General features: G+C 36.8%; 25 protein-coding genes. 17 read left to right on the top strand and 8 right to left on the bottom strand.

Annotation, left to right across the window (positions count from 1 at the left end; genetic code table 11):
• Positions 1–631 precede the first annotated feature (631 nt).
• Positions 632–1,660, bottom strand: coding sequence for a hypothetical protein (locus D1B17_RS12320; protein WP_120141268.1), 1,029 nt, complete (start codon positions 1,658–1,660; stop codon positions 632–634).
• Between the two features lie 29 nt (positions 1,661–1,689).
• Positions 1,690–2,502 carry a bifunctional hydroxymethylpyrimidine kinase/phosphomethylpyrimidine kinase gene (gene thiD / locus D1B17_RS12315; RefSeq protein ID WP_166806717.1) on the bottom strand — a complete coding sequence of 271 codons (813 nt, stop codon included), beginning with the start codon at positions 2,500–2,502 and terminating at the stop codon, positions 1,690–1,692.
• A 131-nt stretch (positions 2,503–2,633) separates the two neighbouring features.
• Between thiD and D1B17_RS12310 the strand changes: the two genes are divergently transcribed.
• Positions 2,634–3,392: a MerR family transcriptional regulator gene (locus D1B17_RS12310; protein ID WP_120141272.1), complete on the top strand. Its 759-nt coding sequence runs from the start codon at positions 2,634–2,636 to the stop codon at positions 3,390–3,392.
• Between the two features lie 18 nt (positions 3,393–3,410).
• A complete protein-coding gene (locus D1B17_RS12305) occupies positions 3,411–3,938 on the top strand; it encodes a GNAT family N-acetyltransferase (protein ID WP_120141274.1) in 528 nt (175 codons plus the stop codon).
• A 147-nt stretch (positions 3,939–4,085) separates the two neighbouring features.
• Here the strand turns inward: D1B17_RS12305 and D1B17_RS12300 are convergent, their stop codons facing one another.
• Positions 4,086–4,799, bottom strand: a complete 714-nt coding sequence (locus D1B17_RS12300) for a DUF975 family protein (protein ID WP_120141276.1) — start codon at positions 4,797–4,799, stop codon at positions 4,086–4,088.
• A 114-nt stretch (positions 4,800–4,913) separates the two neighbouring features.
• Here D1B17_RS12300 and proC point away from each other — a divergent pair, with 114 nt between their 5' ends.
• The 3 genes from proC (at position 4,914) to D1B17_RS12285 (ending at position 8,518) form a co-directional block, all read left to right on the top strand.
• A complete protein-coding gene (gene proC, locus D1B17_RS12295) occupies positions 4,914–5,681 on the top strand; it encodes a pyrroline-5-carboxylate reductase (protein ID WP_120141278.1) in 768 nt (255 codons plus the stop codon).
• Positions 5,682–5,924: 243 nt separating this feature from the next.
• On the top strand, positions 5,925–6,569 hold the full coding sequence (locus tag D1B17_RS12290) for an ECF transporter S component (RefSeq protein ID WP_166806688.1): 645 nt from the start codon (positions 5,925–5,927) through the stop codon (positions 6,567–6,569).
• A 764-nt stretch (positions 6,570–7,333) separates the two neighbouring features.
• Complete coding sequence (locus tag D1B17_RS12285) at positions 7,334–8,518, top strand: acetate/propionate family kinase (RefSeq protein ID WP_120141282.1); 1,185 nt, start codon at positions 7,334–7,336, stop codon at positions 8,516–8,518.
• Positions 8,519–8,560: 42 nt separating this feature from the next.
• On the opposite strand, the gene D1B17_RS12280 is transcribed toward D1B17_RS12285, so the two are convergent.
• Positions 8,561–9,238: a type 1 glutamine amidotransferase gene (locus tag D1B17_RS12280; RefSeq protein WP_205880169.1), complete on the bottom strand. Its 678-nt coding sequence runs from the start codon at positions 9,236–9,238 to the stop codon at positions 8,561–8,563.
• Between the two features lie 56 nt (positions 9,239–9,294).
• Between D1B17_RS12280 and D1B17_RS12275 the strand changes: the two genes are divergently transcribed.
• The gene (locus tag D1B17_RS12275; RefSeq protein ID WP_120141286.1) at positions 9,295–10,617 is read left to right on the top strand and encodes a C1 family peptidase; all 1,323 of its coding nucleotides are present in this window, start codon (positions 9,295–9,297) and stop codon (positions 10,615–10,617) included.
• Between the two features lie 364 nt (positions 10,618–10,981).
• Here the strand turns inward: D1B17_RS12275 and D1B17_RS12270 are convergent, their stop codons facing one another.
• Complete coding sequence (locus D1B17_RS12270; protein WP_120141288.1) at positions 10,982–11,641, bottom strand: EAL domain-containing protein; 660 nt, start codon at positions 11,639–11,641, stop codon at positions 10,982–10,984.
• 206 nt (positions 11,642–11,847) lie between these two features.
• On the opposite strand from D1B17_RS12270, the gene D1B17_RS12265 reads away from it, so the two are divergent.
• Positions 11,848–12,582, top strand: a complete 735-nt coding sequence (locus D1B17_RS12265) for a MerR family transcriptional regulator (RefSeq protein WP_120141290.1) — start codon at positions 11,848–11,850, stop codon at positions 12,580–12,582.
• Positions 12,583–12,671: 89 nt separating this feature from the next.
• Positions 12,672–13,121, top strand: a complete 450-nt coding sequence (locus D1B17_RS12260) for a CopY/TcrY family copper transport repressor (protein ID WP_120141292.1) — start codon at positions 12,672–12,674, stop codon at positions 13,119–13,121.
• 213 nt (positions 13,122–13,334) lie between these two features.
• On the opposite strand, the gene D1B17_RS12255 is transcribed toward D1B17_RS12260, so the two are convergent.
• Positions 13,335–13,763 (bottom strand): GNAT family N-acetyltransferase, encoded by a 429-nt coding sequence (locus D1B17_RS12255; protein WP_120141294.1) that lies wholly within the window; start codon positions 13,761–13,763, stop codon positions 13,335–13,337.
• 162 nt (positions 13,764–13,925) lie between these two features.
• Between D1B17_RS12255 and rsmG the strand changes: the two genes are divergently transcribed.
• The 6 genes from rsmG to D1B17_RS12225 all read left to right on the top strand — a co-directional run bounded on the left by rsmG (position 13,926) and on the right by D1B17_RS12225 (position 18,772).
• On the top strand, positions 13,926–14,651 hold the full coding sequence (rsmG, locus tag D1B17_RS12250; protein WP_120141296.1) for a 16S rRNA (guanine(527)-N(7))-methyltransferase RsmG: 726 nt from the start codon (positions 13,926–13,928) through the stop codon (positions 14,649–14,651).
• A gap of 343 nt (positions 14,652–14,994) precedes the next feature.
• Positions 14,995–15,771: a ParA family protein gene (locus D1B17_RS12245; RefSeq protein ID WP_120141301.1), complete on the top strand. Its 777-nt coding sequence runs from the start codon at positions 14,995–14,997 to the stop codon at positions 15,769–15,771.
• Complete coding sequence (locus D1B17_RS12240) at positions 15,752–16,621, top strand: ParB/RepB/Spo0J family partition protein (RefSeq protein ID WP_120141304.1); 870 nt, start codon at positions 15,752–15,754, stop codon at positions 16,619–16,621. The genes D1B17_RS12245 and D1B17_RS12240 overlap by 20 nt, the downstream gene beginning before the upstream one ends.
• A gap of 9 nt (positions 16,622–16,630) precedes the next feature.
• Complete coding sequence (locus tag D1B17_RS12235) at positions 16,631–16,894, top strand: DUF951 domain-containing protein (RefSeq protein ID WP_120141306.1); 264 nt, start codon at positions 16,631–16,633, stop codon at positions 16,892–16,894.
• Between the two features lie 3 nt (positions 16,895–16,897).
• Complete coding sequence (ychF, locus tag D1B17_RS12230; protein ID WP_120141309.1) at positions 16,898–18,001, top strand: redox-regulated ATPase YchF; 1,104 nt, start codon at positions 16,898–16,900, stop codon at positions 17,999–18,001.
• Between the two features lie 15 nt (positions 18,002–18,016).
• The gene (locus tag D1B17_RS12225) at positions 18,017–18,772 is read left to right on the top strand and encodes a DUF1129 family protein (protein ID WP_120141311.1); all 756 of its coding nucleotides are present in this window, start codon (positions 18,017–18,019) and stop codon (positions 18,770–18,772) included.
• A gap of 467 nt (positions 18,773–19,239) precedes the next feature.
• Here D1B17_RS12225 and D1B17_RS12220 read toward each other — a convergent pair whose 3' ends face one another.
• Together D1B17_RS12220 and D1B17_RS12215 are read right to left on the bottom strand one after the other, a co-directional pair.
• Complete coding sequence (locus D1B17_RS12220; protein WP_120141314.1) at positions 19,240–19,566, bottom strand: iron chaperone; 327 nt, start codon at positions 19,564–19,566, stop codon at positions 19,240–19,242.
• A gap of 26 nt (positions 19,567–19,592) precedes the next feature.
• Positions 19,593–19,769 carry a hypothetical protein gene (locus D1B17_RS12215; protein WP_166806687.1) on the bottom strand — a complete coding sequence of 59 codons (177 nt, stop codon included), beginning with the start codon at positions 19,767–19,769 and terminating at the stop codon, positions 19,593–19,595.
• A 648-nt stretch (positions 19,770–20,417) separates the two neighbouring features.
• Between D1B17_RS12215 and D1B17_RS12210 the strand changes: the two genes are divergently transcribed.
• From D1B17_RS12210 to D1B17_RS12200, 3 genes are read left to right on the top strand one after another with little or no spacing between them, the layout of a single operon-like run.
• The gene (locus D1B17_RS12210) at positions 20,418–21,104 is read left to right on the top strand and encodes a response regulator transcription factor (RefSeq protein WP_120141318.1); all 687 of its coding nucleotides are present in this window, start codon (positions 20,418–20,420) and stop codon (positions 21,102–21,104) included.
• Positions 21,105–21,106: 2 nt separating this feature from the next.
• The gene (locus D1B17_RS12205) at positions 21,107–22,195 is read left to right on the top strand and encodes a sensor histidine kinase (RefSeq protein WP_120141320.1); all 1,089 of its coding nucleotides are present in this window, start codon (positions 21,107–21,109) and stop codon (positions 22,193–22,195) included.
• Positions 22,196–22,223: 28 nt separating this feature from the next.
• The gene (locus tag D1B17_RS12200) at positions 22,224–23,462 is read left to right on the top strand and encodes a D-alanyl-D-alanine carboxypeptidase family protein (protein WP_120141322.1); all 1,239 of its coding nucleotides are present in this window, start codon (positions 22,224–22,226) and stop codon (positions 23,460–23,462) included.
• Position 23,463 lies beyond the last annotated feature (1 nt).

The raw sequence follows: 23,463 nt of genomic DNA, 5'->3' as shown, positions 1-23,463 counted from the left end.
GGGATTAAAAGACTCATATCAGCTGAGCTTGTCAAATAAAAAAGATAAATCAGTATATTGATCTTACATATAAAATATAACCGTTTAAAAAACGAGTGCGGACCATTATTTATAAAGATATTTTACGAAAATGAAAAGGGTGCCATTTTATGGAAAAACTAATAATTAATAATATTTTTTTTATTGAAATAGGCCGCCGCAGGGAGAGAGAAATTTAGTCCGCTGTGGGGACCGATTCGAGCCAAAGGGCGGTCTCGAATCTCGATTTTGAACTTCGAGAAAACCGCTCGAATTTCAAAATTCGTCCCGTGGTGTAATGTCTAATGCCATTACACCACCTTCACGGCGGACTAAATTTCGCTCACCCTGCGGCTAGCTTGTGGTTTTTATATTGTTAGATGAAATAGTCTGAGATAGTGAGTGTTAAAGTCCCGTAGCAAGGATTTAAAACGGCTATAAAAAGGGGCTGTGACATAACTATTTTCGCCTTAAACATGCAACATAAACGTGCAACAAAACATAGCTTTTTCCGCTTAAAACAAATAAAACCCACAATCCAAAATCGGATTGCGGGTCTTATTTGCCTTAATGCTCGAAAGCTGACCATGTTTTGTCACACTCTCTGAAAATCCTAATGATGACTTCGGCTTCTTGTCCGATTCATATTATTAAGATTTTGATTTTGTTGTGGAGCTCCTAGTTGCATTTGATTGTTCTGACCAAATTGTTGGTTAGGTTGATTATTCATGTTTCTAGGTTGTTGGTTAAATTGATTATTTGGAGCAAAGTTTTGATTTGGTTGGTTGATTTGTCCTTGACCATTGTACTGGTTAGGATTATTGAATTGATTATTATTTTGAGGTTGTTGGAAATTACCTCGTCTTTGATTCATTGATTGTTGATTCATATTTTGATTCTGATTTGGAAATTGTCCTTGGTTATTGTAGCCATTACCCATTTGATTATTATTCATTTGTGGCTGGTTAAAGTTACCATTGTTAAAATTCCCATTTTGGTTCATTGGTTGTTGTTGGTTCATTTGATTTTGTTGCGGATTAAATTGGTTAGGCTGATTAAATTGCCCATTTTGATTTGCTTGAAATTGGTTAGGATTTTGACCTTGGTTTTGGTTGAATCCTTGGTTATTGTTCTGGTAAGGATTATAACCGTAATTTTGTTGTTGATTAAATTGATTTGGTTGGTTGAATTGTGGTTGTTGATTGAATTGATTATTTGGTTGATTGTTGAACTGATTATTATTGTCGAATTGTTCCTCAGGTTCTTCAGCAGGAGCAGGGTTCATAATCATGTCGACAATAACGATAATCAAGTCGATCGCACCGATAATAATTCCAACCCAAGCCCAGATTTTAAGAAATCCAGCACCAGGCATGTTGGCGTTGAAAAGTCCCATCAGACCACCGAGGATAAGGATGACGAATCCTACGATGTCAGGCACGATACTGTATGTCCGATTGGTTAAAATATAAATTGCAGCGGAAATAATGTAAGTAATAGCCATTAATATCCCTGCTGCACCACCAATCGCACCAGTACCAACTAGTGCTGCGATGAAGCCCTCAAAACCCGCTTTAATCATTAAAATAATTGACAGTATAAGTAATAAAATTCCGGCAGAAATTTTTGTTATTCTTACCATAGATAAACCTCCAATTTTACTAACAAATACTATTGTATATCATCCTTTATAAAATGGTTAATAGGACCATATTTATGTCCCACAGCAATTTCATGTTTAATAGCATTGTAAGTAAATGTTTTTGCAGTCTTGATGGCATCTTCCATACTTTGACCCTTAGCAACTTCGGCTACGATACATGATGACAATGTATCACCAGTACCGTTGATATGTTCAGTTTTGACATATGGTTCAGAGATCCAGAATGATTGGCCATCTTCTAGTAGAACGTAGTCTTCAACTTCAGAAATTGAGTCGTCACTATGTTCACCCTTTATCATAATATTTTTTGGTCCTAATTTGCGTAATTTATGAGCAGCCTTAACAATTTCTTCTCTATTTTCTAATTCTAGACCAGAAAGTTTCTTGGCTTCATAAAAGTTAGGTGTAATCAAATCAGCAAGAGGGAACAATTCATCGATCAAAGTTTGGTAAGCTTCAGCTTCTAGAAGCATGGCACCATGTTTAGTAATGATAACAGGATCAAGGACAAAAGTACCAAAAGGCTCGTCCTTAATGGCATCTGCTACTGTATGAATAATTTCTGAATCAGATAACATACCAGTTTTAAAAGCTGAAACTTTGAAGTCATCTTTGATATCTTTAATTTGGTTTTGGATAAAACTAGCTGGCATATTCACGCTATCGTGTATTCCGTATGAATTACCAGCAACTGCAGCAGTCAATACGGACATTCCGTATACGCCACGAGCCATAAATGTCTTTAAGTCAGCTTGTGCTCCGGCACTACCGTCAGAGTCGGAACCAGCAATAGTTAAAACTTGTGTAAATTCATTCAATATAGTCACCCACCTAATAATTATTAACCCTTATCTTAACAGGAATTATGAAAAAAGTGGGCAATTTTTAGCAGTTTTGCTTGACCTTGACGTAGCGTAAACCTTTAAAATGCAAATTGTTGGGAGAGATATTTATGAAATATACAATTAAAAAATTAGCCGAGTTGGCTGGTGTCAGTACGCGTACATTGAGATATTATGACCAAATTGGTTTATTGAAACCAGAAGAGGTTAATAAAAGTAATTATCGTATTTATGATGAAAAAAATGTAAATAAATTACAACAAATCATGTTTTATCGCTCGTTAAGTTTCCCACTCAATCAAATTAAACAGCTTTTGGATGATCCTAATTTTTCACGCCTGCAGGCCTTAGAGGACCAACGAAAAATGCTGAAAGACAAGCAAGTAGAAATTGAACGACTCCTAACAAATATTGATCAGACCATAAAAGATTATCATGGAGAAATAAAAATGACAGATACAGAGAAATTTCAAGCCTTTAAACAACAAAAATTGCATGAAAATGAGGCTAACTTTGGAACAGAAATCCGCCAGAAGTATGGTGAAAAAACAGTGGAGCAGTCCAATCAGAAATTTTCAAATTTAACTGAAAAGGACTTTCAAGCTATGCAAACAATTGAAAAACAGTTAATTGATGACTTAGTAATGTTGACGAAAAAGCCTGATTTGGAATCACCGTTAGCTGAAAAAATTTATCAAGAGCACAAACAGTGGCTTCAATACACTTGGCCTAGTTACAATACCCAAGCTCACCGAGGTCTAGTTGATATGTATTTGGCGGACGATAGATTTGCACGCTACTATGACGAAAAAGCCAAAGAATCAGTTGTGCAGTTGTTGCACGATGTGGTATACCGTTATACAAATTAATCAATTGAAGGTGATGTTATGAAAGAATGGACGGTGCGCCCAAATGTGAAATTACGTCTAGTTGATCCTGATGACGCTGCTAGTTTGTACGAACAAATAGAAAAGACTCGGCCACAGTTAGCTAAGTTTATGCCCTGGGGTGATTCAACTAAGTCAGTGGAAGATGAACGAGTGTTTTTGGAATATTGTGAAGGACGAATCGCAGAACAGAAACTCTGGAATGCAAGTATTATTATTGATGGCAAAGCTGTCGGGATGATTGATCTTCATAACATCGATTCTGATAATGAAAAAGCTGAAGTTGGTTATTGGCTTGGTGGTGAATATCAGGGTAACGGCGTTATGACTGATTGTTTAAGTAAACTATTGGAAATAGGCTTTGAAGAATTAAATTTACATAAGATTAAGTTGCTAGCTGAACAAGTTAATGAAGCCAGTAATGCGGTCGCAAAAAAAGTTGGTTTTGTTTTGGAAGGTCAGTTAAAGGATGAGATTTATTCAAATGGAGCTTTCCATGATGCCAATTTATATGCAATGGTAAATTAAAATAAACAAGACTATCGGTGCCCTTAAACGTGGAACAAAACATAGCTTTTTCCGCTTAAACCAAATAGCGCTAGTAATCCAAAATCGGATTGCTAGCGCTATTATTTTAATGCCCGAAAGCTGACCATGTTTTGTCCCACTTTCTCGCTATAAGTATGTAGAATTTTTTTCAACCAAATCGCGATAGAAGTTGGCCATTGTAAGTTTGTAATATGGGAAGATCCAAATAAATCCGATTCCTAAAGTTATAACGCCAAGAATCCACCAACCAATGAAACTAAGTTGGAGAACAAAGTAACGCCACTTGTTGCCCATCATTAATTGTTGACTCTTTGTAATGTAAGTCGTTAACGAATAACCATCAGTTAAGCCGCGGTCATTGAGATCTTTATAAACAAAATACGTTTGTGAGTAACCAATGCCTTTGACAATTCCAGGAATAATCAATAATAGGGTCCATAAAAAGGTAAAAATATTAATAATTACGTAAATGAAAATTAATTGCCACCAATCAGGACTTCTAAAGTAAGTGAAATTACTTTTGATGGGATCGAAATCAAGGTCGTGGTCACCTAACCAATCAAAAGCCCGAAAGTTAGCTGATAAATTGATTAATAAGAAAATTAAACTAGTAATAAAACCAATGATTCCAAAAGTAGTAACAATTTTGGAGAAAGTTCCAATATCAAAACTAGATGTATTGTATCTGAAAGTCGCGCGTGAATTGGAATTATTGTAGCCATTTGTTAGGACAAAAATAATCAGTGGAATTAGGTATAGTAAAATAGCCTTTTTCCAATTACCCTTGAGTAAATTTTTAACTTCGTATTTTAACTCTGCTCGTGTGCGATATGTTTTCATATCGTTCACCCCCTCTGTACTCTTATAGGATACATGAGACGAAGCGTATAAGAAAATGTTTGCTTTTAATTTGTTATATAATAATTACAAAGTTTGATAAAGGAGAATTACATCATGATTGGATTTATTGGCGCAGGTAGTATTGGTGGAGCCGTTATAACGGGTCTAGTAAAGAATGGTTACAATTCTGAAGATATTATTGTCAAAGGTGGCCGTTCAAATCGAACAAAACTTTTGTGTGATCAATTAGGTTTTCAAATGGTCAAGAAAGTAAAGCAATTAGCAGATACAGAGATTATTTTCATTGCAGTTGGTGCTGACGCATTGAGCAGTGTTGCGAAAGAATTGAAGGAAATTGCTGCCGGTAAATTAATTGTGGCTTTCACAGGTAGTGCTTCTGTAACGCATCTTAAGCAACTTTTGGGTGATGTTAAAGTAGCTCATGCAATTCCAAATACACCAGTTAAAGTTGGTGCCGGATTTACTGGAATTACGTATTCAGATGACTTTACACCAGAAGACAAGAAGAAGATTGGTTCTGTTTTAGGTTATACAGGTCAATTAGTTGAAGTTCCTGAAAATGAACTAGGTATTTTAGGAACGGTAGCTGGTTGTTCTCCAGCTTTCTTAGATGTCTTCATCGAAGCTTTGAGTGATGCTGGCGTGAAACATGGTTTGAGTCGTAAGTTAGCCTATGATGCCGCTATTGGGATGGCAATTGGTGCAAGTAAATTAGCTAAACAATCAGATTTAAATGTTTCTGCTTTGAAGGATGAAGTTACTTCACCAGGTGGTTCAACAATCCGCGGTGTGGCAGCTTTGGAAGAGTATGGCTTTAGAAATGCAGTTATTAAAGCAGTTGATGCTGCAGAAAATGAATAATTGAGTATTGAAAATTGTAAGGTAGAGAGTAGGACAAAACATGTTCAGTTTTCGAGCCTTAAAACAAACAGCTCCAGTAATCCGACCTTGGATTGCTGAAGCTGTTTGTTTTAAGCGGAAAAAGTTATGTTTTGTTTCACATTTATTCGCATGGTTTAAGACAAAAGTGATTTTGTCCCTTCATGTATAACCAAAATGAAGACAAGCTCTAATTATTTTTCATAGACTTTTTTTTGTTCTTTAATGAGCAATCGGTTAAAATTAAGGAAATTAATATTGAGGGGTACGTGTATTTTGCAAAGAAGAAAGGCGTATCGGACAGCAATTTTGGGTGTGCTGATTGCGATAATTTTTGTACAATCAATGGTACCGTTTTTAGGATACATACCAACTGGTTTTATAAATATTACAATTATTCATATTACTGTAATCGTAGCCGCAATTTTATTAGGTCCAAAAGATGGGGCAATCGTTGGTCTAGTTTGGGGAATTGGTACGGTCATTCGTGCTTTCACTAGTCCAACATCAATTATTGATACAACAGTCTTTACAAATCCAATCGTGGCAATTTTACCTCGAGTGATCGTTGGTTTAGTTGCTGGCTGGATTTATTTATGGTTTAAAAATCATACAAATAAGAAAGTTTTAGGTATGGCGCTTGCATCAGGTGCAGGCTCACTGACGAATACAGTTTTAGTTTTAGGTTTGATGAGACTAATGTACGCTAGCGCAATGGCACAAGCATACGCAACTCAAACTGATTTGTTGAATAAATTATTATTGGTCATTGTCGGAACAAATGGAGTTCCTGAAATGATTGTCGCAATTATAATTGCACCGGCTATTTCTACTGCTCTATTGAAATCTAATAAGTTTTTGGATAATTAGGTTGGTGCCGCTTCCGGGAGTAAGTAATTTAGGTCGCTATGGGGACCGTCTGGAGCCAAGGTCTCCAGACTCGATTTTGAGCCTTGCAAAAACCGCAAGTCTCAAAAGTCGTCCCGTGGTGTAATGGCTAAAGCCATAACGCCACTTTCACAGCGACCTAAATTACTTACTCCCTCCAGCTAGGGTATTTGTCGTTTTGGATAATTTTGAGTATTTGAGTTTGCGTATTTTTTTTTCAATACTCGGTTAAGTGCATAAGATGATTCAAGATTGTAGTAAAAATCAAGAAACGTTATATGCACTGTTTTTGAAGTATATTTTTTCGTCAATAATACTTTGATGATATTCTGAATTATTAATTTCTTCTGAATTAATTGTGTTCTTTGCTTTGGAATAACGCGTTGTGCAAGGTCCTATACATTAAGTAATTTAATGAGTGCAAGGAATATAAACGTTCTATTTTTATGGTACAAGCGAATAAGATTGCTAATCAATTATTATTTCATTACAAAGGACTAGCCGGAAAGAGCAAGAAATTTAGGTCGCTGTGCAGGTGGCGTTGGCGCTTTAGCGCCTACACCACGGGACGACTTTTGAAACTCGCGGTTTATGCGAGGTTCAAAATCGAGATTGGAGACCGCCTTTCGGCTCCAATCGGTCCCCATAGCGACCTAAATTTCTTGCTCTTGAAGGCGGCATATTTAAATAAATCTCAACAAATTTTCAGAAAATCCGGTATGCTATTACATGGGAGAGTGATTTCGATGCAAAAGACATTAGTTATTAATGCTGGTAGTTCATCCTTGAAGTGGCAATTGTTTGAAATGCCCGCTGAGACTGTTTTAGCCAATGGTTTAGTGGAAAGAATCAGTATGCCAGGATCTATTTTTACAATTAAATACGGTGATCACCAAAAATTTGAAACAACGGTTGATAACTTGGACCAAGCTCACGCAGCACAAATGGTTTTCGACGAATTACAACGTTTGGAAATTATTCAAAACTTGAGTGAGATCACAGCGGTAGCACATCGTGTAGTTGCTGGTGGACAAGTTTTTAAATCAGCTGTTGAAGTGACACCTGAAGTTTTGAAGCAAATTAAAGAACTCAGTAACTTTGCACCACTGCACAATCCAATGGAAGCTCAAGGGATTGAAACAATGGCGAAGACTTTGCCTGATGTTAAGCAATATGCTGTTTTTGACAGCCAATTCTTTACGGACTTACCTGAAATGAATGCGATTTATAGTTTGCCTTATGAATTGACGAAGAAATATCAAATTCGCCGTTATGGTGAACATGGAATTTCTCATGGTTACTTGACGGGGCGTGCAGCTGAATTATTAGATATGCCTAAAGATAAAATCAATCTTGTAACGATGCATTTAGGTAGTGGCGCTTCATTAGCGGCAGTTAAAGATGGGAAAGCCTTTGATACTTCAATGGGATTCACACCTTTAACTGGTGTAACGATGGGAACACGTGCTGGTGATGTTGATCCAGCCTTAGTACCTTATTTGATGAAAGAATTAAACGTTACAGATCCAAATGAAATCATGATGATGTTAAATCAAAAATCTGGTCTACTTGGCGTTTCTGGTATCTCACCGGATATGCGTGAAATTAAAGCTCAAGAAGCAACTAATCCTCAAGCTAAGTTGGCTATTGAAATTTTTGTTAACCGAATCGTTAAATATGCAGGTAGTTATATAACTGAACTACATGGTGCTGATGCTTTGGTATTTGCTGGAGGAATCGGCGAACATAATGTTCAATTACGTCAACAAATTATTGATGAATTGGCAATTTTTAATGTTAAATTAGATGCTAAATTAAATGAAGCTGGAAAAGAAGGCTTAATTAGTAGTCCTGATTCAGCTATTAAAGTTCTATTGATTCCAACTGATGAAGAATTAGCTATGGTGCGTCAGGTAGCGGCGTTACAATAGACAATAAAAAAACATCAAATCCGTCATGGATTTGATGTTTTTTTATTTAACGATTGCTGCCATACGTTGTTTATGTGAAGCAATAATTTTATCAGCAATGGCACGGGCAACATTTTCGTTTTTCAAAATAGGACCGTGTGAGTAACTGCCTATAACGTTCTTATAATGCATACCTTCTTGCTTGTCGTCAGGATTGTTACCATATCCTTCAATCATTTCACCGAAAGGTTTTAATTTGCTCTTATCGTCAAAGTAGGTTCTACCACTATGGTTTTCGAAAGCACGAACAGTTCCCCATTCAGTCTTATATTCTGTGTCACCAATCATACGACTGTCAGCTTTGTATACGGTATGGAAAGGTAGGATATCAAGGCCTTGGATAGTTTGACCACCACTGGTTTCGTAATATTTACCGAGGAATTGGTAGCCACCACAGATACAAAGCATAGGTTTGTCAGCTTCAATATAGTTTTGAATAGTTTGGCGATGTCTTTGTAAATCGGTTGCAACAACTGATTGTTCGAAATCTTGGCCACCACCGAAGAAGAGGAAGTCATAATCGAAAGCATTGAATTTCATTTCCAAACTAATGTTATCGACTTGAGTATCATAACCTTGTTCTTTAAGAAGAAAGCTAAGAATCTTAACGTCACCGCTATCTCCATAAGTGTTCATTAAATCTTCGTACAAATAAGCAATTTTTATAACTTTAGACATAATTTTTCTCCAATATAATTAGAAATGTTGTAATATAGTTAAACAACGAGGTGATTGAATTGACAAAAGAAATCAATAAAGAGATTTTAGCAGATTTTAACAAGAACTTAAATCAAGATGCAATTAATAATGTTCTTAAAAATGCAGTAGCACAAGTTGGAATATTTAGTGCTACTGAAAATCCGGAAGTAAAAACGATCCTTAATCCGTCATTCAACGTGACTGTTGATACGGGAAAAGTATCTGATCAAAAGCACTCTGGACGTTGCTGGTTGTTCTCAGCCTTGAACACATTGAGAACTGATTTTGCTAACAAGCATAATCTGAAAGACTTTGAGCTTTCTCAAAATTATTTATCATTCTGGGATCGTCTAGAAAAATCAAATTATTTTTATCAAGAAATTTTGCAGACGGCTGATTTGCCAGTCGAAGATCGAAAGGTCAATTCTTTATTCTCCTATCCTAATGGTGACGGCGGATTATGGCAAAATGCAGCCAATTTAGTTAAAAAATATGGTGTCGTGCCAAATTACGTCATGCCTGAAACGAGTGCATCAGATAATACAACTGAATTTGACGATGTACTAGGCAAATTGCTCCGTAAAAATGGGATTGAATTGAGACAAATGGTGCATGATAAAGCAACCAAAGATGAGTTAGATAAGCGACTCGATGACATGTTGGCTGAAGTTTACAAGTTATGTGTTTACTCATTCGGAATGCCACCAACTGATTTTGAATTGTCATTACAAGCAGACGATGGTAAATTAATCGCCGCTGACAAAATCACACCTAAAGAATTTTTAAAACGTTACTTTACGATTGATGTTGATGATTTTGTTGATTTAGTAAACTCACCACAGACAAATAAAAAATATCATCAAGTATATTCAATTGATACCGAAAGCAGCATGGTAGGAGGTAAGACGCAAAAGTTTCTCAACCTACCAATGGAACGCCTTCAAGAATTGGCCATTGAACAACTAAAAGGCAATGATCCAATTTGGTTTGGAAACGACGTGCTAGAAGATTCTGACCGTAAAAATGGGTATTTGTTAGGAAATATTTATCAATATGACCAACTATTCGGGATTGATTCACAAATGGATAAAGCTCAAAGACTCGATTACGGCCAAGGAGAAGTTTCCCATGCAATGACCTTAACCGGTGTAAACCTTATTCAAGGACAACCAAATCGCTGGAAAGTAGAAAACTCATGGGGCGAAAAATACGGCGAAAAAGGTTATTACACAATGGACCAAAAGTGGTTTGAAGACTACGTCTATGATGTTGTCATCAATAAAAAGTATCTAACCGAAAAAGAACTTTCCGAGTATAATCAAGAACCCGTTGTATTGTCAGCTTGGGATGCTTTGGCATAGAAGATAATTTGATGAAGGTGATTTTTTATCTTCAGTTAAGTGTAAAAAATCGACGAAACTTCAAACTATTGGGCAATTTTATTAGAAATAGCGAATGAACTAGTCGGAGGGAGCAAGGGATTTAGGTAGCAGTGAAGGTGGCGTTGGCGCTTTAGCGCCTACACCACGGGACGAGTTTTGAAATTCGAGTGATTTTCTCGAAGTTCAAAATCGAACCTGGAGACCTTGGCTCCAGGTGGTCCCCACAGCAACCTAAATCCCTTGCTCCCGGAGACGGCAGACAAAAATAAAAGCAGTTTAACAACCATGAAAGATTGTTAAACTGCTTTTTGCTTGTGTACTTAAATTAATTCAGTATCTATGGCTAAGGCATAACAGGCTTACCGTAAAGGTAACCTTGTTGAATATTAATTCCGTATTTCTTAGCAAGTAGTTGATCTTTGCCATCCTCAACACCCTCTAGAACCATGTCTAGACAGTATCTTTCAGCTTGTTGAACCCAGAATGAAACATATTCAGGAATCTTATTAGCTTTTCCAGACATACGAAGGTTTTGCATTGCTAGTTTGATTTTATCAACGTAAGGTAAAAGATGTTTGATATTATCAAAGGTGTTTGAACCGGTACCGACATCATCGATAACTAATGAGATACCATATTGATGAAGTAGGACGCTAAATTGTTTGATTTGTTCCAAAGGCATTGCTTCAGTCAATTCAATTGTTAGGGCAACGGGGTTAATACGTTTTTTTAAGGCAATTACTTCCCCAAGTGTATATGGATCATTGGCTTGTTCACTATTTAAATTAAATGATATAACCTTGTTACTACCAGCATTCTTCTTAATGACAGCAGCCGTTTGCTCGACCAATTGCACTTGATCTTCAATGGATAACTCCGTAAAGTCTTGTGGCAAGTGCCAAGCACCATTATCTTCCTTACGCAAGAGTACTTCATAGCCAAAAACTGAATTGTCACTTTTGTTTACTTGTGACTGTACAAAAAAACTATATTTCGTATTAATTCCCCCTATCTCAATATTGACTGATAATAGAATATTTTATGATAATTCCGAATTTATATCAATGGTATATACAAATTCTGTAAATAACATTAACAAATATATTTATGCAAATTCATTATAAAACGCCGTTATGCTTTTTTCCATAAATAAAGCTTGCAGACGACCTAAGGTAATAAGCTATAAATAGAATCAAGGAGGTGAATATTATGTCCGAGTATACGACTGGTGAGTTAGCCAAAATGACTCAAGTCTCGGTCAGAACAATTCAGTACTATGATAAAAAGAATTTACTAAAGCCGAGTGAAATTTATGCTAATGGCAAACGTATTTATACCGATGCGGATTTAAATAAACTGAAATTGATTTTATTATTAAAAAATTTAGGTTTAACGCTAAAATCAATTAGTGAAATTCTGGATAGTAATAATTCAATGAAAGTTATGAACCTTTTGCTGGATCAACAATTGATAGGTTTAAAAACACAATTACAAACTTCCAAAGAACAAATAAAAAAAATTGAAGAAATAAAGCGTAGTTTGCCACAAATCGACCAAGTAAAAATTAAAGACATTGGAGATATCGAAAATATTATGAAAAATAAAAAAGCTTTAAGAAAAGTTCATATGAAGATGTTGCTTTTGGGTTTTCCGCTAGACATTATTGAAGTTGGTACTTTAGTTTGGGGAATTATGAAGGGCGATTGGTTGCCATTTGCGCTAGGAATGACATTGGTTTTGGTAATGGCCGCTTGGTTAAGCCGCTTTTATTATCAAAATACCAATTATATTTGTCCGAACTGTAATACCGAATTTAAACCAAAGTTTTGGGCGGCTTTTTGGGGGAAGCACAACGCAAGAGCTAGAAAACTTGTTTGTCCAGCCTGTGGTCAAAAAGACTATTGTGTTGAAGTTTATGATGAAAAGAAAGAATTGGCTAATTAAAAAGGTCTAATTTATGACAATCATCTCATTTCTCCAGTTTGCAGACGACAGTTGTTATATAATGTTGTCATTATGAGAGGAAGGTTTTGATGGATACCGTAAAGAAAGAACAGAAAAAAGTTGAGATTTCTTCAGCTGAATGGCAAATTATGAGAATTGTCTGGACCTTGAAACATGTGACAAGTTCCGAAATAATCAATCTGATGCAAAAGAAACAAACATGGTCTGATTCCACCATCAAGACATTGATCACTCGTTTGACTAAAAAGGAATTCCTTAGCCGTGAAAAGGAAAAAGGACGTTACATTTATTCTGCAACGGTTGAAGAACAGGCAACTATGAATGAATATGCTAATAGTTTATTCGCCGATTTTTGTGCCCATAAATCTGGTTCAGTCTTAGATGAATTGATTGAAACAATGGATATTAGCCAAGCAGATATCAAGATGCTTCAAAAGACACTTGATAGGAAATTGGCAACTGCTCCTGAACATGTTAAATGCGATTGCTTACCTGAAGGTTGCGCTGAGATGTGTTAAAATTAAGTTCCTTGGCAGGGGCGACACGGCGTTCAATCATTTGATGATTGGACGCTTTTTTACTAAATAAATTGGAAAAATTAAGATTTAACGTAATCAAAAGGCTAGATATTTTTTCTGGATACCAAGAAAAAATATCTAGCCCTTTTTATATTTACTTCTATGACCAAAGTTGAGAAAGAACCAATTCACATATTTTGCCGATACACTTTTTTATTTCATTAACATGTCCAAATGAGGGATGTTATCTTCTAAGTACACTTCGGAGATAGCTTTGAAACCAAATCCCGCATAAAAATCCTGTAAGTAAGCCTGTGCTTGAATTTGAATAGGCATATTAGGGAAACGTTTTTTGATCTCGTCAATCGTTGCACCGACAATTTTTGCACCTAAACCATGCTTACGATACTTCTCAACAACTAAGACACGACCGAAAGTAATATGGTCACCTTTGTCGATAATACGTGTGTAGGCCTCCAAATCGCCATTCTCGATTAAACAAACATGCAAGTCGTTGTAATCATCATCATCCACTTCTTGATAAGGACAGTTTTGTTCAACTACAAAAACAGCTACACGAGCTTTTAAAATATCAATCAATTCTTTAGGACTGAGTTCATTTGTACTTTTAACGCTAATCATCAGTAACCTCCGTTAAAATAAATTAAGAATATAATAAAACTATTTTGTTGCAAGTACAACAATAATTTAAAAAGACTTTCTGAACTCATCATTGAATTAACGCTCTCATTAATATAGGATAAAAGGGTGTGAAACATGTGTTTCACGAGTGGAGGTATGTCAATGAAACCGGAAGAATTTTTTGAAGCTCTAGCTAAACAGGGCATTGATTTAAGTGCAACACAGAAAGATCAGTTCGCAACTTATTTTCATGAATTAGTCGAGACCAACAAGGTTATGAATTTAACTTCAATTACCGAAGAAGACCAAGTTTATTTGAAACATTTTTATGATTCAATCGTCTTAGGATTTGTGGATGAAAAATTATTAAATGAAGAATTAACCTTATGTGATGTCGGATCAGGAGCAGGTTTTCCATCATTGCCATTAAAAATTATCAATCCAAAACTAAAAATTACCATCGTTGACTCGTTGAATAAACGGATCAAGTTTTTAGATACATTAGTTAACAAGTTGAATTTGGATAACGTCAATTTAGTTCATGGACGTGCAGAAGAAGTTGGTAAAAATCCCCAATTCCGTGAATCATTTGATGTAGTAACAGCCAGAGCCGTGGCAGCCATGAATGTATTAACAGAATTTTGTTTACCATTAGTTAAAATTGGCGGTCAATTTGTTGCAATGAAATCCGAAAAAGCCCCAGAAGAATTGGAAACAGCAAAATTTGCTATCCAAACATTAGGTGGAGAAATTAAGCAACAAGAATCAGTCGAGTTACCAAACGACGCTGGAATCCGTAATTTTATCTTTGTAAGTAAAATTAACAAAACACCGAAGAAGTACCCTCGTAAACCAGGAACACCCGCTAAAAAACCACTCGTGAAGTAGTCACTAATCTAAAAATATTAATATAACAAATACCATAGTCGGAGGAGCCAAGAAAGATTAACAGGCAGTGAAAGTGGTGTTAGGTCGAGTGGTTTTCTCGGCCTTACAGCACCGGGCATGTTTGGAGACTTGCTTGCAAGGCTTCAAACTGAGGTCTGAGACCTTGGCTCAGACCGGTCCGCACTGCCAGTTAATCTTTCTTGGCTCCGGAAACGGCAAACCTATTAAACAATTGAATAAAAATGATAAGATTATAGAGTTATGGCAAAAGCGCCAAAGAGTGATTACCATAGATAAATATTTTGTGAAGTTGTTCGGCAATTTCTAGAGATAGGGGAATAAAATGGCACGAAAAATATCTGTTGCAAATCAAAAAGGTGGTGTCGGAAAAACCACAACCACCATCAATTTGGGAGCATGTTTAACTGATATGGGTCAAAAAGTATTGATTATCGATACTGATCCACAAGGAAATGCAACCAGCGGATTAGGTATTAAAAAAGCCAATGTTGAAAAAGATGTTTACGATGTTTTAGTAAATGAATATCCGCTCAAGAAGACGATTATTCATACTGAACATAAAAATCTTGATATTGTTCCTGCAACAATTCAATTGGCCGGTGCAGAGATGGAACTTACTTCCATGATGGCCCGTGAAACTCGTTTACGAGCTGGAATTGAAGAGGTCGATTCAGAATACGATATTATTTTGATCGACTGCCCACCTTCACTGGGACAACTTTCAACTAATGCCTTTACAGCAAGTGATTCAATTATTATTCCAGTTCAAAGTGAGTATTATGCGCTGGAAGGATTGAGTCAATTGTTGAACACTATCCGTTTAGTTCAAAAACATTTCAATACTAACTTAGCTATCGAAGGAGTTTTGATCACCATGCTTGATGTTCGAACAAATTTGGGCGCTCAAGTTGTCGACGAAGTTAAATCATATTTCGGCGATTCAGTTTATAAAACAATCGTTCCTCGAAACACACGTCTAGCTGAAGCACCTAGTTATGGACAACCCATTGTTGACTATGACGCTAAGTCAAAGGGGGCTAAAGCTTATCGTGATCTTGCTAAGGAGGTGTTAAAGCGTAATGGCATCAAGCAAAAATAAAAAAGGTTTAGGCAGAGGAATCGACGCGATTTTTTCTGAATTCGAAGCCATCGATGAAAATAGTGAGACAGTTGTTGACCTATCGATCGATGATATTCGTCCTAATCCGTACCAACCTAGAAAAACTTTTGATGAGCATGCTTTGAACGAATTAGCTCATTCCATTGAACAAAATGGTGTCTTCCAACCAATCATTGTTCGTGAAAGTGTCAATGGTTTTGAAATTATCGCTGGTGAAAGACGTTACCGTGCAAGTAAGATTGCTAAGAAAACCACTATCCCAGCTATTGTTCGGCCGTTGAGTGAATCAGGGATGATGGAAATCGCTGTTTTGGAAAACTTACAACGTGAAGATTTAACGCCACTTGAAGAGGCTGATGCATATCAAACCTTGATTACGAAATTGAATCTTACTCAAGAACAGGTTTCCCAAAGATTAGGCAAGAGTCGTCCTTACATTGCTAACTACTTGCGACTATTGAATTTACCTGATGCAACTAAGAAATTAGTTCAAAACGGTGAACTTTCAATGGGACAAGCGAGAACCTTGCTCAGTTTGAAAGATAAAGATCAAATTGATAAACTTGCTAAGCGTGCAGTCAGTGAAGATTTAACAGTTCGTCAACTCGAGCAGTTAGCTACTGAATCAAAACATGATAGTAAGAAGAAAAAGAAAGTTGCTCAAAAGTCACCTTACATTCGGGCAACTGAAGAAAAATTGGTGGAACGTTTTGATACGCCAGTTTCAGTTAAAGAAACTCGCAGCGGTCATGGAAAACTCGAAATCGATTTTACAAATACGGAAGATTTGAACCGTATTTTAGACATATTAGGAATCCATTTAGATTAGAGGAATTGTATGTTTAAACTTGGAGATATTATCACAATGAAAAAGCCTCACGCATGTGGGGAAAATCGCTGGGAAGTTATTCGCTTAGGGGCGGATATTAAGGTTAAATGCTTAGGCTGTGGACATATCGTGATGATTCCACGTGCTGATTTCAATAAGAAATTCAAAAAAGTTTTAACCCAAGCTGACCAGGTCAAACCAGAAAATGAAGAACATTATTTGAAAAAAGATCAATTAATGCCATCAAATTTTATTAAAAGAAATGAGGAATAACTAATGGCTCTAACTGCCGGAATCGTCGGACTACCAAACGTTGGTAAGTCAACTTTATTTAATGCTATTACAAAGGCCGGTGCGGAAATGGCCAACTATCCTTTCGCAACGATCGATCCTAACGTCGGAATGGTTGAAGTACCAGATGCACGTCTTGCAAGAATCGATTCATTGATCCCTGCTAAAAAATTAATCCACACAACTTTCGAATTTACTGATATTGCTGGTATCGTTAAAGGTGCTAGTAAAGGTGAAGGACTTGGTAACAAGTTCTTGGAAAACATTCGTCAAGTTGATGCCATCGTTCACGTTGTTCGTGCATTTGATGATGACGATATTACTAGTGTGACCGGTAAAGTTGATCCATTAGATGATATCGAAACTATCAATTTGGAACTTGGTCTAGCTGACCTTGATAGTGTTAATAAACGTTATACACGTGTTGAAAAAGCTGCTAAGAGTGCAAAAGATAAAGAAGCCCAAGCTGAATTCAAAGTTCTAGAAAAGATTAAGCCAGTCCTTGAAGAAGGCGGTTCAGTTCGTTCAATCGACTTTGATGAAGATGAAGCAAAAATTGTTAAAGGTTTGTTCTTGTTAACATCAAAACCAGTCTTGTATGTTGCTAATATCGCTGAAGATGATATGGCTGATCCTGAAGCTTCGAAGTATTACAAAGTTATTGAAGATTACGCTAAGAAAGAAAATGCTCAAGTAATCGGTGTTTCCGCAAAAACTGAAGAAGAAATTGCTGAATTAGATGACGATGAAAGAAAAGAATTCCTTGAAGCTGAAGGTGTAACTGAATCAGGTCTTGATAAATTAATTAAAGCTAGTTACAAACTATTAGGCCTTAGAACATTCTTTACAGCTGGTGGTAAGGAAACACGTGCCTGGACATTCCACGAAGGCATGAAAGCACCACAAGTTGCTGGTATCATTCACTCTGACTTCGAGCGTGGATTTATCCGTGCTGAAGTTATGGCATATAGTGATCTAGATGAATTAGGTAGTGAAAAAGCCGTCAAAGAAGCCGGTAAATTACGAGTTGAAGGTAAGGATTACGAAGTTCAAGACGGTGACATTATCGAATTCCGCTTCAACGTCTAAACCAGGGGGAGTAATATGTCTGAGGATTTAAGAGAAAAGAATAAGCAAGCTGCTGAAAAACAAAAAGTTGCTTCAGCTAAGAATGAAAAAAAAGAAGAAATCAAAAGCGAAATCTACAGTGCAGATGCTGATGATTTACGCAAAAAATTAAGTAATAAAAATGCCGAATACATTTTTAAACTTAATAAGTATTTGATGGACGATGGATTTAAAGAAGATGAAGCCAAGACCGAAATTGACAAACTTCTTCCCGAAATTATCGAAAACCAAATCAAAGGGATTCCAGCTAACCAACTTTATGGACCCGTGACACAAAGAGCTCAGGATATTACACATCCAGTGAAAAAGCCAAAGAAGACACCATTCTGGGCTTCATGGCTTGATACTTCACTATTGTTCTTTTCATTGTTTGGATTGTTATACGGAATCGTTGCTTTAACAAGCAAAGGCGCTGCTAAGAATGATCCTAACAGCCAGACAGGTATCATTACATTGATCGTCTTGTCAGCAATGTGGGGTGCATTATTATCATGGTTCAATAACCAAATGAAGAAACCTAAGTCCGAACGACCAGGCTGGGGAATAACCATCGGTTATTTAGTAGTCGGACTAGTCTTCATGTTCGTCTTCCTAGCAGCCATGACAGCCGTACCAACATCAATCAACCCACCACTAAACGCAATCGGCTACTTCATAGCAGCAGCAGTTGCCTTCGGTGGAAGATTCTTGTTCCGTTCAATGACAGGATATAAGGAACGTTCTTTCTTTTAAAAAAGAGAGCGGAGGACGACCGGTTAGATTCCGAGCAATTTCCTAGCTTCACGAATTATCCGCGAACTTTGCGGATGATTTGGGAAGCGTAGAAATGCACAGGAATCTGTCGTCCGCAGCTCGTTTAAGAACAAGAGAGCGAAGGCAGGGCGTTCAGCTCCCGAGCATTTGCATGACTTCACGAATTATCCGCGTTTTTTGCGGATGATTTGGGAAGTTAGGCAAAGCGGAAGGAGTTGCCCTGCCGTAGCTCGTTTAAATATCAGAGAGCGGAGCAGGCCCGGGAATTTCCGAGCATTTTCGTAGAACTGTAAATTGCACACCGGTTTTTGCGGGCAGTTTACAGTTCTATGAAAAGCGGAAGAAATTGGCCTGTGTAGCTCGTTTTAGAGCCACTGAATATATAAACAAAAAGTCTTTCTTCTCAAAAAAATTGAGAAGAAAGACTTTTTTTAATACCCAAATAATCAATTATTCAAATTCCAAACAGCAATCTCCTGAATCAAATCCACCGGAATAGCTGCTTCACTTTTAGGAAACCTAAGTGTAGTTTTCCCACTCAAATAAGGAGAAATTTCCTTTTCAAAATGCTTAATCGGTTTATCGGTTGGATAAAAACCGATATGTTGTTTATTAATACCAAAGAAACAAATCTGTTTAGGCTGATAATAACCAACCAAGCCATAAGATAAACGAACTTCTGCATCCGGCAAAACTTCAGAAATAATCTGGTGCATCTTTTTTGCTAAAATTTTATCATCTGAATCAGTTAATGTTGCCAAATATTCATCCATACTCTCATCCTCAACCTGAATAGAATTTATTTAACTCTAAAAAATTGCACTAGTCCGTATAATCCATAGCCACCAGCCGCAGCTTGCAAAATAGTCATCAGAAAACCGACTTTTTTCAGCGAAATATTATGGTCAAAGTGCATTTCATATTGTACAAAAGCAATGACTGCTATGGAGAAAACGATAATCAAAATAAATTTCATTCTTTTCTTCAAAAATTCCATGGTGGCTCTCTTTCATTGTTTAAATTTTTAATGGTTAGTACTAGGCCGCCTCCAAGAGCAAGAAATTTTGGTCGCTATGGGGACCGATTCTAGCCAAAGAGCGGTCTCGAATCTCGCTTTTGAACCTCGCAAAAACCGCGAGTTTCAAAAGTCGTCCCGTGGAGTAAGCGCTAAAGCGCTAACTCCACCTGCACAGCGACCAAAATTTATTGCTCTTTCCGGCTAGTTTATTCTTTGTTTTGAATTAATAGTCAAAGGACTAACTAGTACCACGCATATTTTTTAAATCTTTTTGTAATTACTAAATCTTATAAAAAGGGGAAATACATTTCAATTAAATAATAACCTAGCTGGAGGGGGCCAATGATGAAGTCAGCAGTGACAGTGGTGTTAGAGCTTTAGCTCTTACACCACAGGACGTATTTTGAGATTCGCGTACTTTGCGAAGCTCAAAATCGAGGTCCGAGACCTTGGCTCGGGCCGGTCCCACAGCAGACTTCATCATTGGCCCCCTCCGGCGGCATGACCTTATCCAACGACCCGATTAGTAATCTAGTAACATCTTATTGTATAATACTAACTAGTTGTAGACTTGTAAATATATGTTCGCTTGTGAGGTTTATTTAAATGAAAATCTTAGTTGTCGATGATGATAAAGAAATCGTAGAATTACTCAGTATTTATATTAAAAACGAAGGCTATGAACCATTGTCAGCCAATTCGGGTCAAGAAGCACTAGACCAATTGTCTGCTCATAGCGATATAGCGCTGATGGTATTGGACATTATGATGCCTGGTATTGACGGTATCGAAGTCGTTAAAAGAGTTCGGAAAGAATCGCAAATACCAATTATTATTGTATCTGCTAAAACGACTGATATGGACAAAATTCAAGGCCTTATTACGGGTGCAGATGATTACGTTACTAAGCCATTCAATCCGTTGGAGATCATGGCCCGAATTCGTTCACTTTTGCGCCGTAGTACCCAACAAACAGCCAAAAATGTGCCCGACAAATTAGAAGTTGGGCCAATTACGATTTACAAAGATTCCCACGAAGTTGTGACTGATTCTGGACAAAAGGTACAGTTGACGGCTTTGGAATTTGGGGTCCTTTATTTACTTGCAAGTCATCCTAATCGTGTCTTTTCAGCTGATGAAATCTTTGAACGTGTTTGGAAACAAGAGAGTGTCGTCTCGGCTAAAACAGTAATGGTACACGTGAGTCATTTACGAGATAAACTAGAAGAAGCTACTAACGGTGAGAAAGTTATTGAAACCGTTTGGGGCGTCGGCTACAAAGTGGAGGTTTGATTTTGAACAAAAGAATCAAACTGAGTGTAGGAGAAAAAGGTGTCCTCCTTGTTGAAGGAATAGGCACCTTTCTTTTATTTCAGATAATAAACGTAATTTTAATTAGTAGTCTTGGTCAAAATAATTTGATAGCTAATTTACAAACCAATTGGCAAACCTTGATGGCAAATAAATTGTGGGTAATTGTCGTTGTTTTAGCGTTGGAAATTTTTTTGACGTACTTGATTGTGATCAGTACCTACCACAATTTGGAATTGAATCAAATTAAGCAAGTCCTCCAAAAAACAGCAGCTGATAATCTCACTAAAGAAGTGAATATCAAAGTTAACCATAATTTACAAAGTATTGTTGATAGTTTTAATTTGTTGATTTCTAATATGAATCGTCGGGCTGAGGAACAAAAGCAGTCTGAGAAGAGTAAAGATGAGCTGATCAGTAATGTCAGTCATGATATTAGAACTCCTTTGACATCAGTCATTGGTTATTTGGGTTTGATTGAGAGTAAAAATTATAGTGACTTGGGACAAATTTTAAAATATACTCATATCGCTTATAAAAAGTCACAAGAAATGCAAAATTTGGTTAATTCGCTCTTCGAATATGCCAATGTTCAACATGCAACAAGTCGGTTAAATATGACTAAGTTTGATATGGCTCAAATGCTTGATCAATTGTCGGCTGATTTTGAGTTGGAAGCTAATAAACGCGGTATGGAAATTATCGTCAACTCAACACCAAACAAGATTTTGATGAAAGGTGATACCGAAAAACTTGGTCGTGTCTTCAATAATTTGATCATGAATGCCTTGAAATACGGAAAAGGCGCCACTCATATCTGGTTAACGGCAGAACAAAAAGAAAAAGAGGTCGTCGTAACGGTGGCCAATAATGGTAAACCTATTCCCGAAGATTCTTTAAAGCACGTTTTTGATCGCTTTTATCGTGTGGAAGATTCTCGCTCTAAGAAAACTGGGGGAACAGGTTTAGGACTTGCAATTGCCCAAAGTATGGTGCAGTTGCATGGAGGAACAATCGCTGTAACTTCAGATGATGAACGAACATCATTTATCAGCCATTTTCCAATTTCTTAATTTCAAGATTGATTTGTGAGGTTTAAAAATGAAAAATTTCGTTAAGAAATTAATGTTGGTAATGTCAGTCGTTATCTTGACGTTACCAATTTTTGCATCAACGGTTCACGCTGAGGAAACGGCCAATGTAACTTTGGAACTAAATGCTAGTGCGGGGATGGTTTTCGATGAACATACTGGGCAAGTCGTCTATTCTAAAAACGCTGACGAAAAACTGGCTATCGGTTCAATTACGAAAATTATTACTTTGTATTTGGTTACTAAAGCTATCAAAGAAGGTAAATTTTCCGAGAAAGATATGCTGACACCAACGAAAGCTCAAGCCGATATGACGCAACGAAACGAATTGACTAATGTCCGTTTAGATGCTGATAAGTCGTATAGTGTCAGAGATTTATATAACGCCGCTTGGATTGTATCTTCCAATTCAGCTGCCATGATGTTGGCTGACAAGGTTGCTGGTAATCAAGGTGATTTTGTTAAGTTGATGCGCAAAACCGTCAAAGATTGGGGCATTAAGAATGCTCAATTATTCAATGTGTCCGGCTTAAATAACTCAGATTTGGAACCTGATATGTATTTGGGTACTAAAGAAAACGAAAATAAATTGTCAGCCAATGATATTGGTGTCATTGTAAAACACGTTTTGGATGAATATCCTGAAATCGTTCAAACGACATCTAAGGCTAAATTTAGTTTTCCAGTTGATAATGAAGTTAAGACTTATGATTCGTTGAATTTATTGCTTAAAGGTAATCGTGATTATCAGGAAGGTTACGAGTTTGATGGTTTGAAGACTGGTACGACTGATGCGGCAGGAGAGTCCTTTGTTGGAACGTTGCCATTGAATGATACTCGCATAGTGACCGTCGTTCTGAACGCTCAAGGTGAAAAAGAAGACCGTGATAAACGTTTCCGCAGTACCCAAAAATTAGTCCATTATTTGGTGGATAACTATGAACGCAAAGAGATTTTACAAAAAGATGCTACAGTTACGATTAAGCATAAAAAGTATAAAACTTATGAACCTGTTTATACTTGGTTACCAAAAAATTATCATGTCGAAAATTTACGTTATAATGTAAGCAGTAACGACTTAGGTTTTACTGCAATTCATAAAAAACAAACGGTGAAATTAATTGCTGCTAACACTGATGGTGGTTATCTTCCGTTTAAAAAGGCAGATGTTAAAAAAGTAGTTCATAAGAAGACAAACCAGAAATCTTGGTGGGATCAAATCATAGAATTTTTTAAACATCTATTTTAGG

The sequence above is a fragment of the Companilactobacillus zhachilii genome, assembly GCF_003606365.2.
Classification (GTDB): Bacteria; Bacillota; Bacilli; order Lactobacillales; family Lactobacillaceae; genus Companilactobacillus; species Companilactobacillus zhachilii.
Note: the sequence above shows the minus strand (reverse complement) of the source record. Positions and strands in the feature narration are given on the sequence as shown.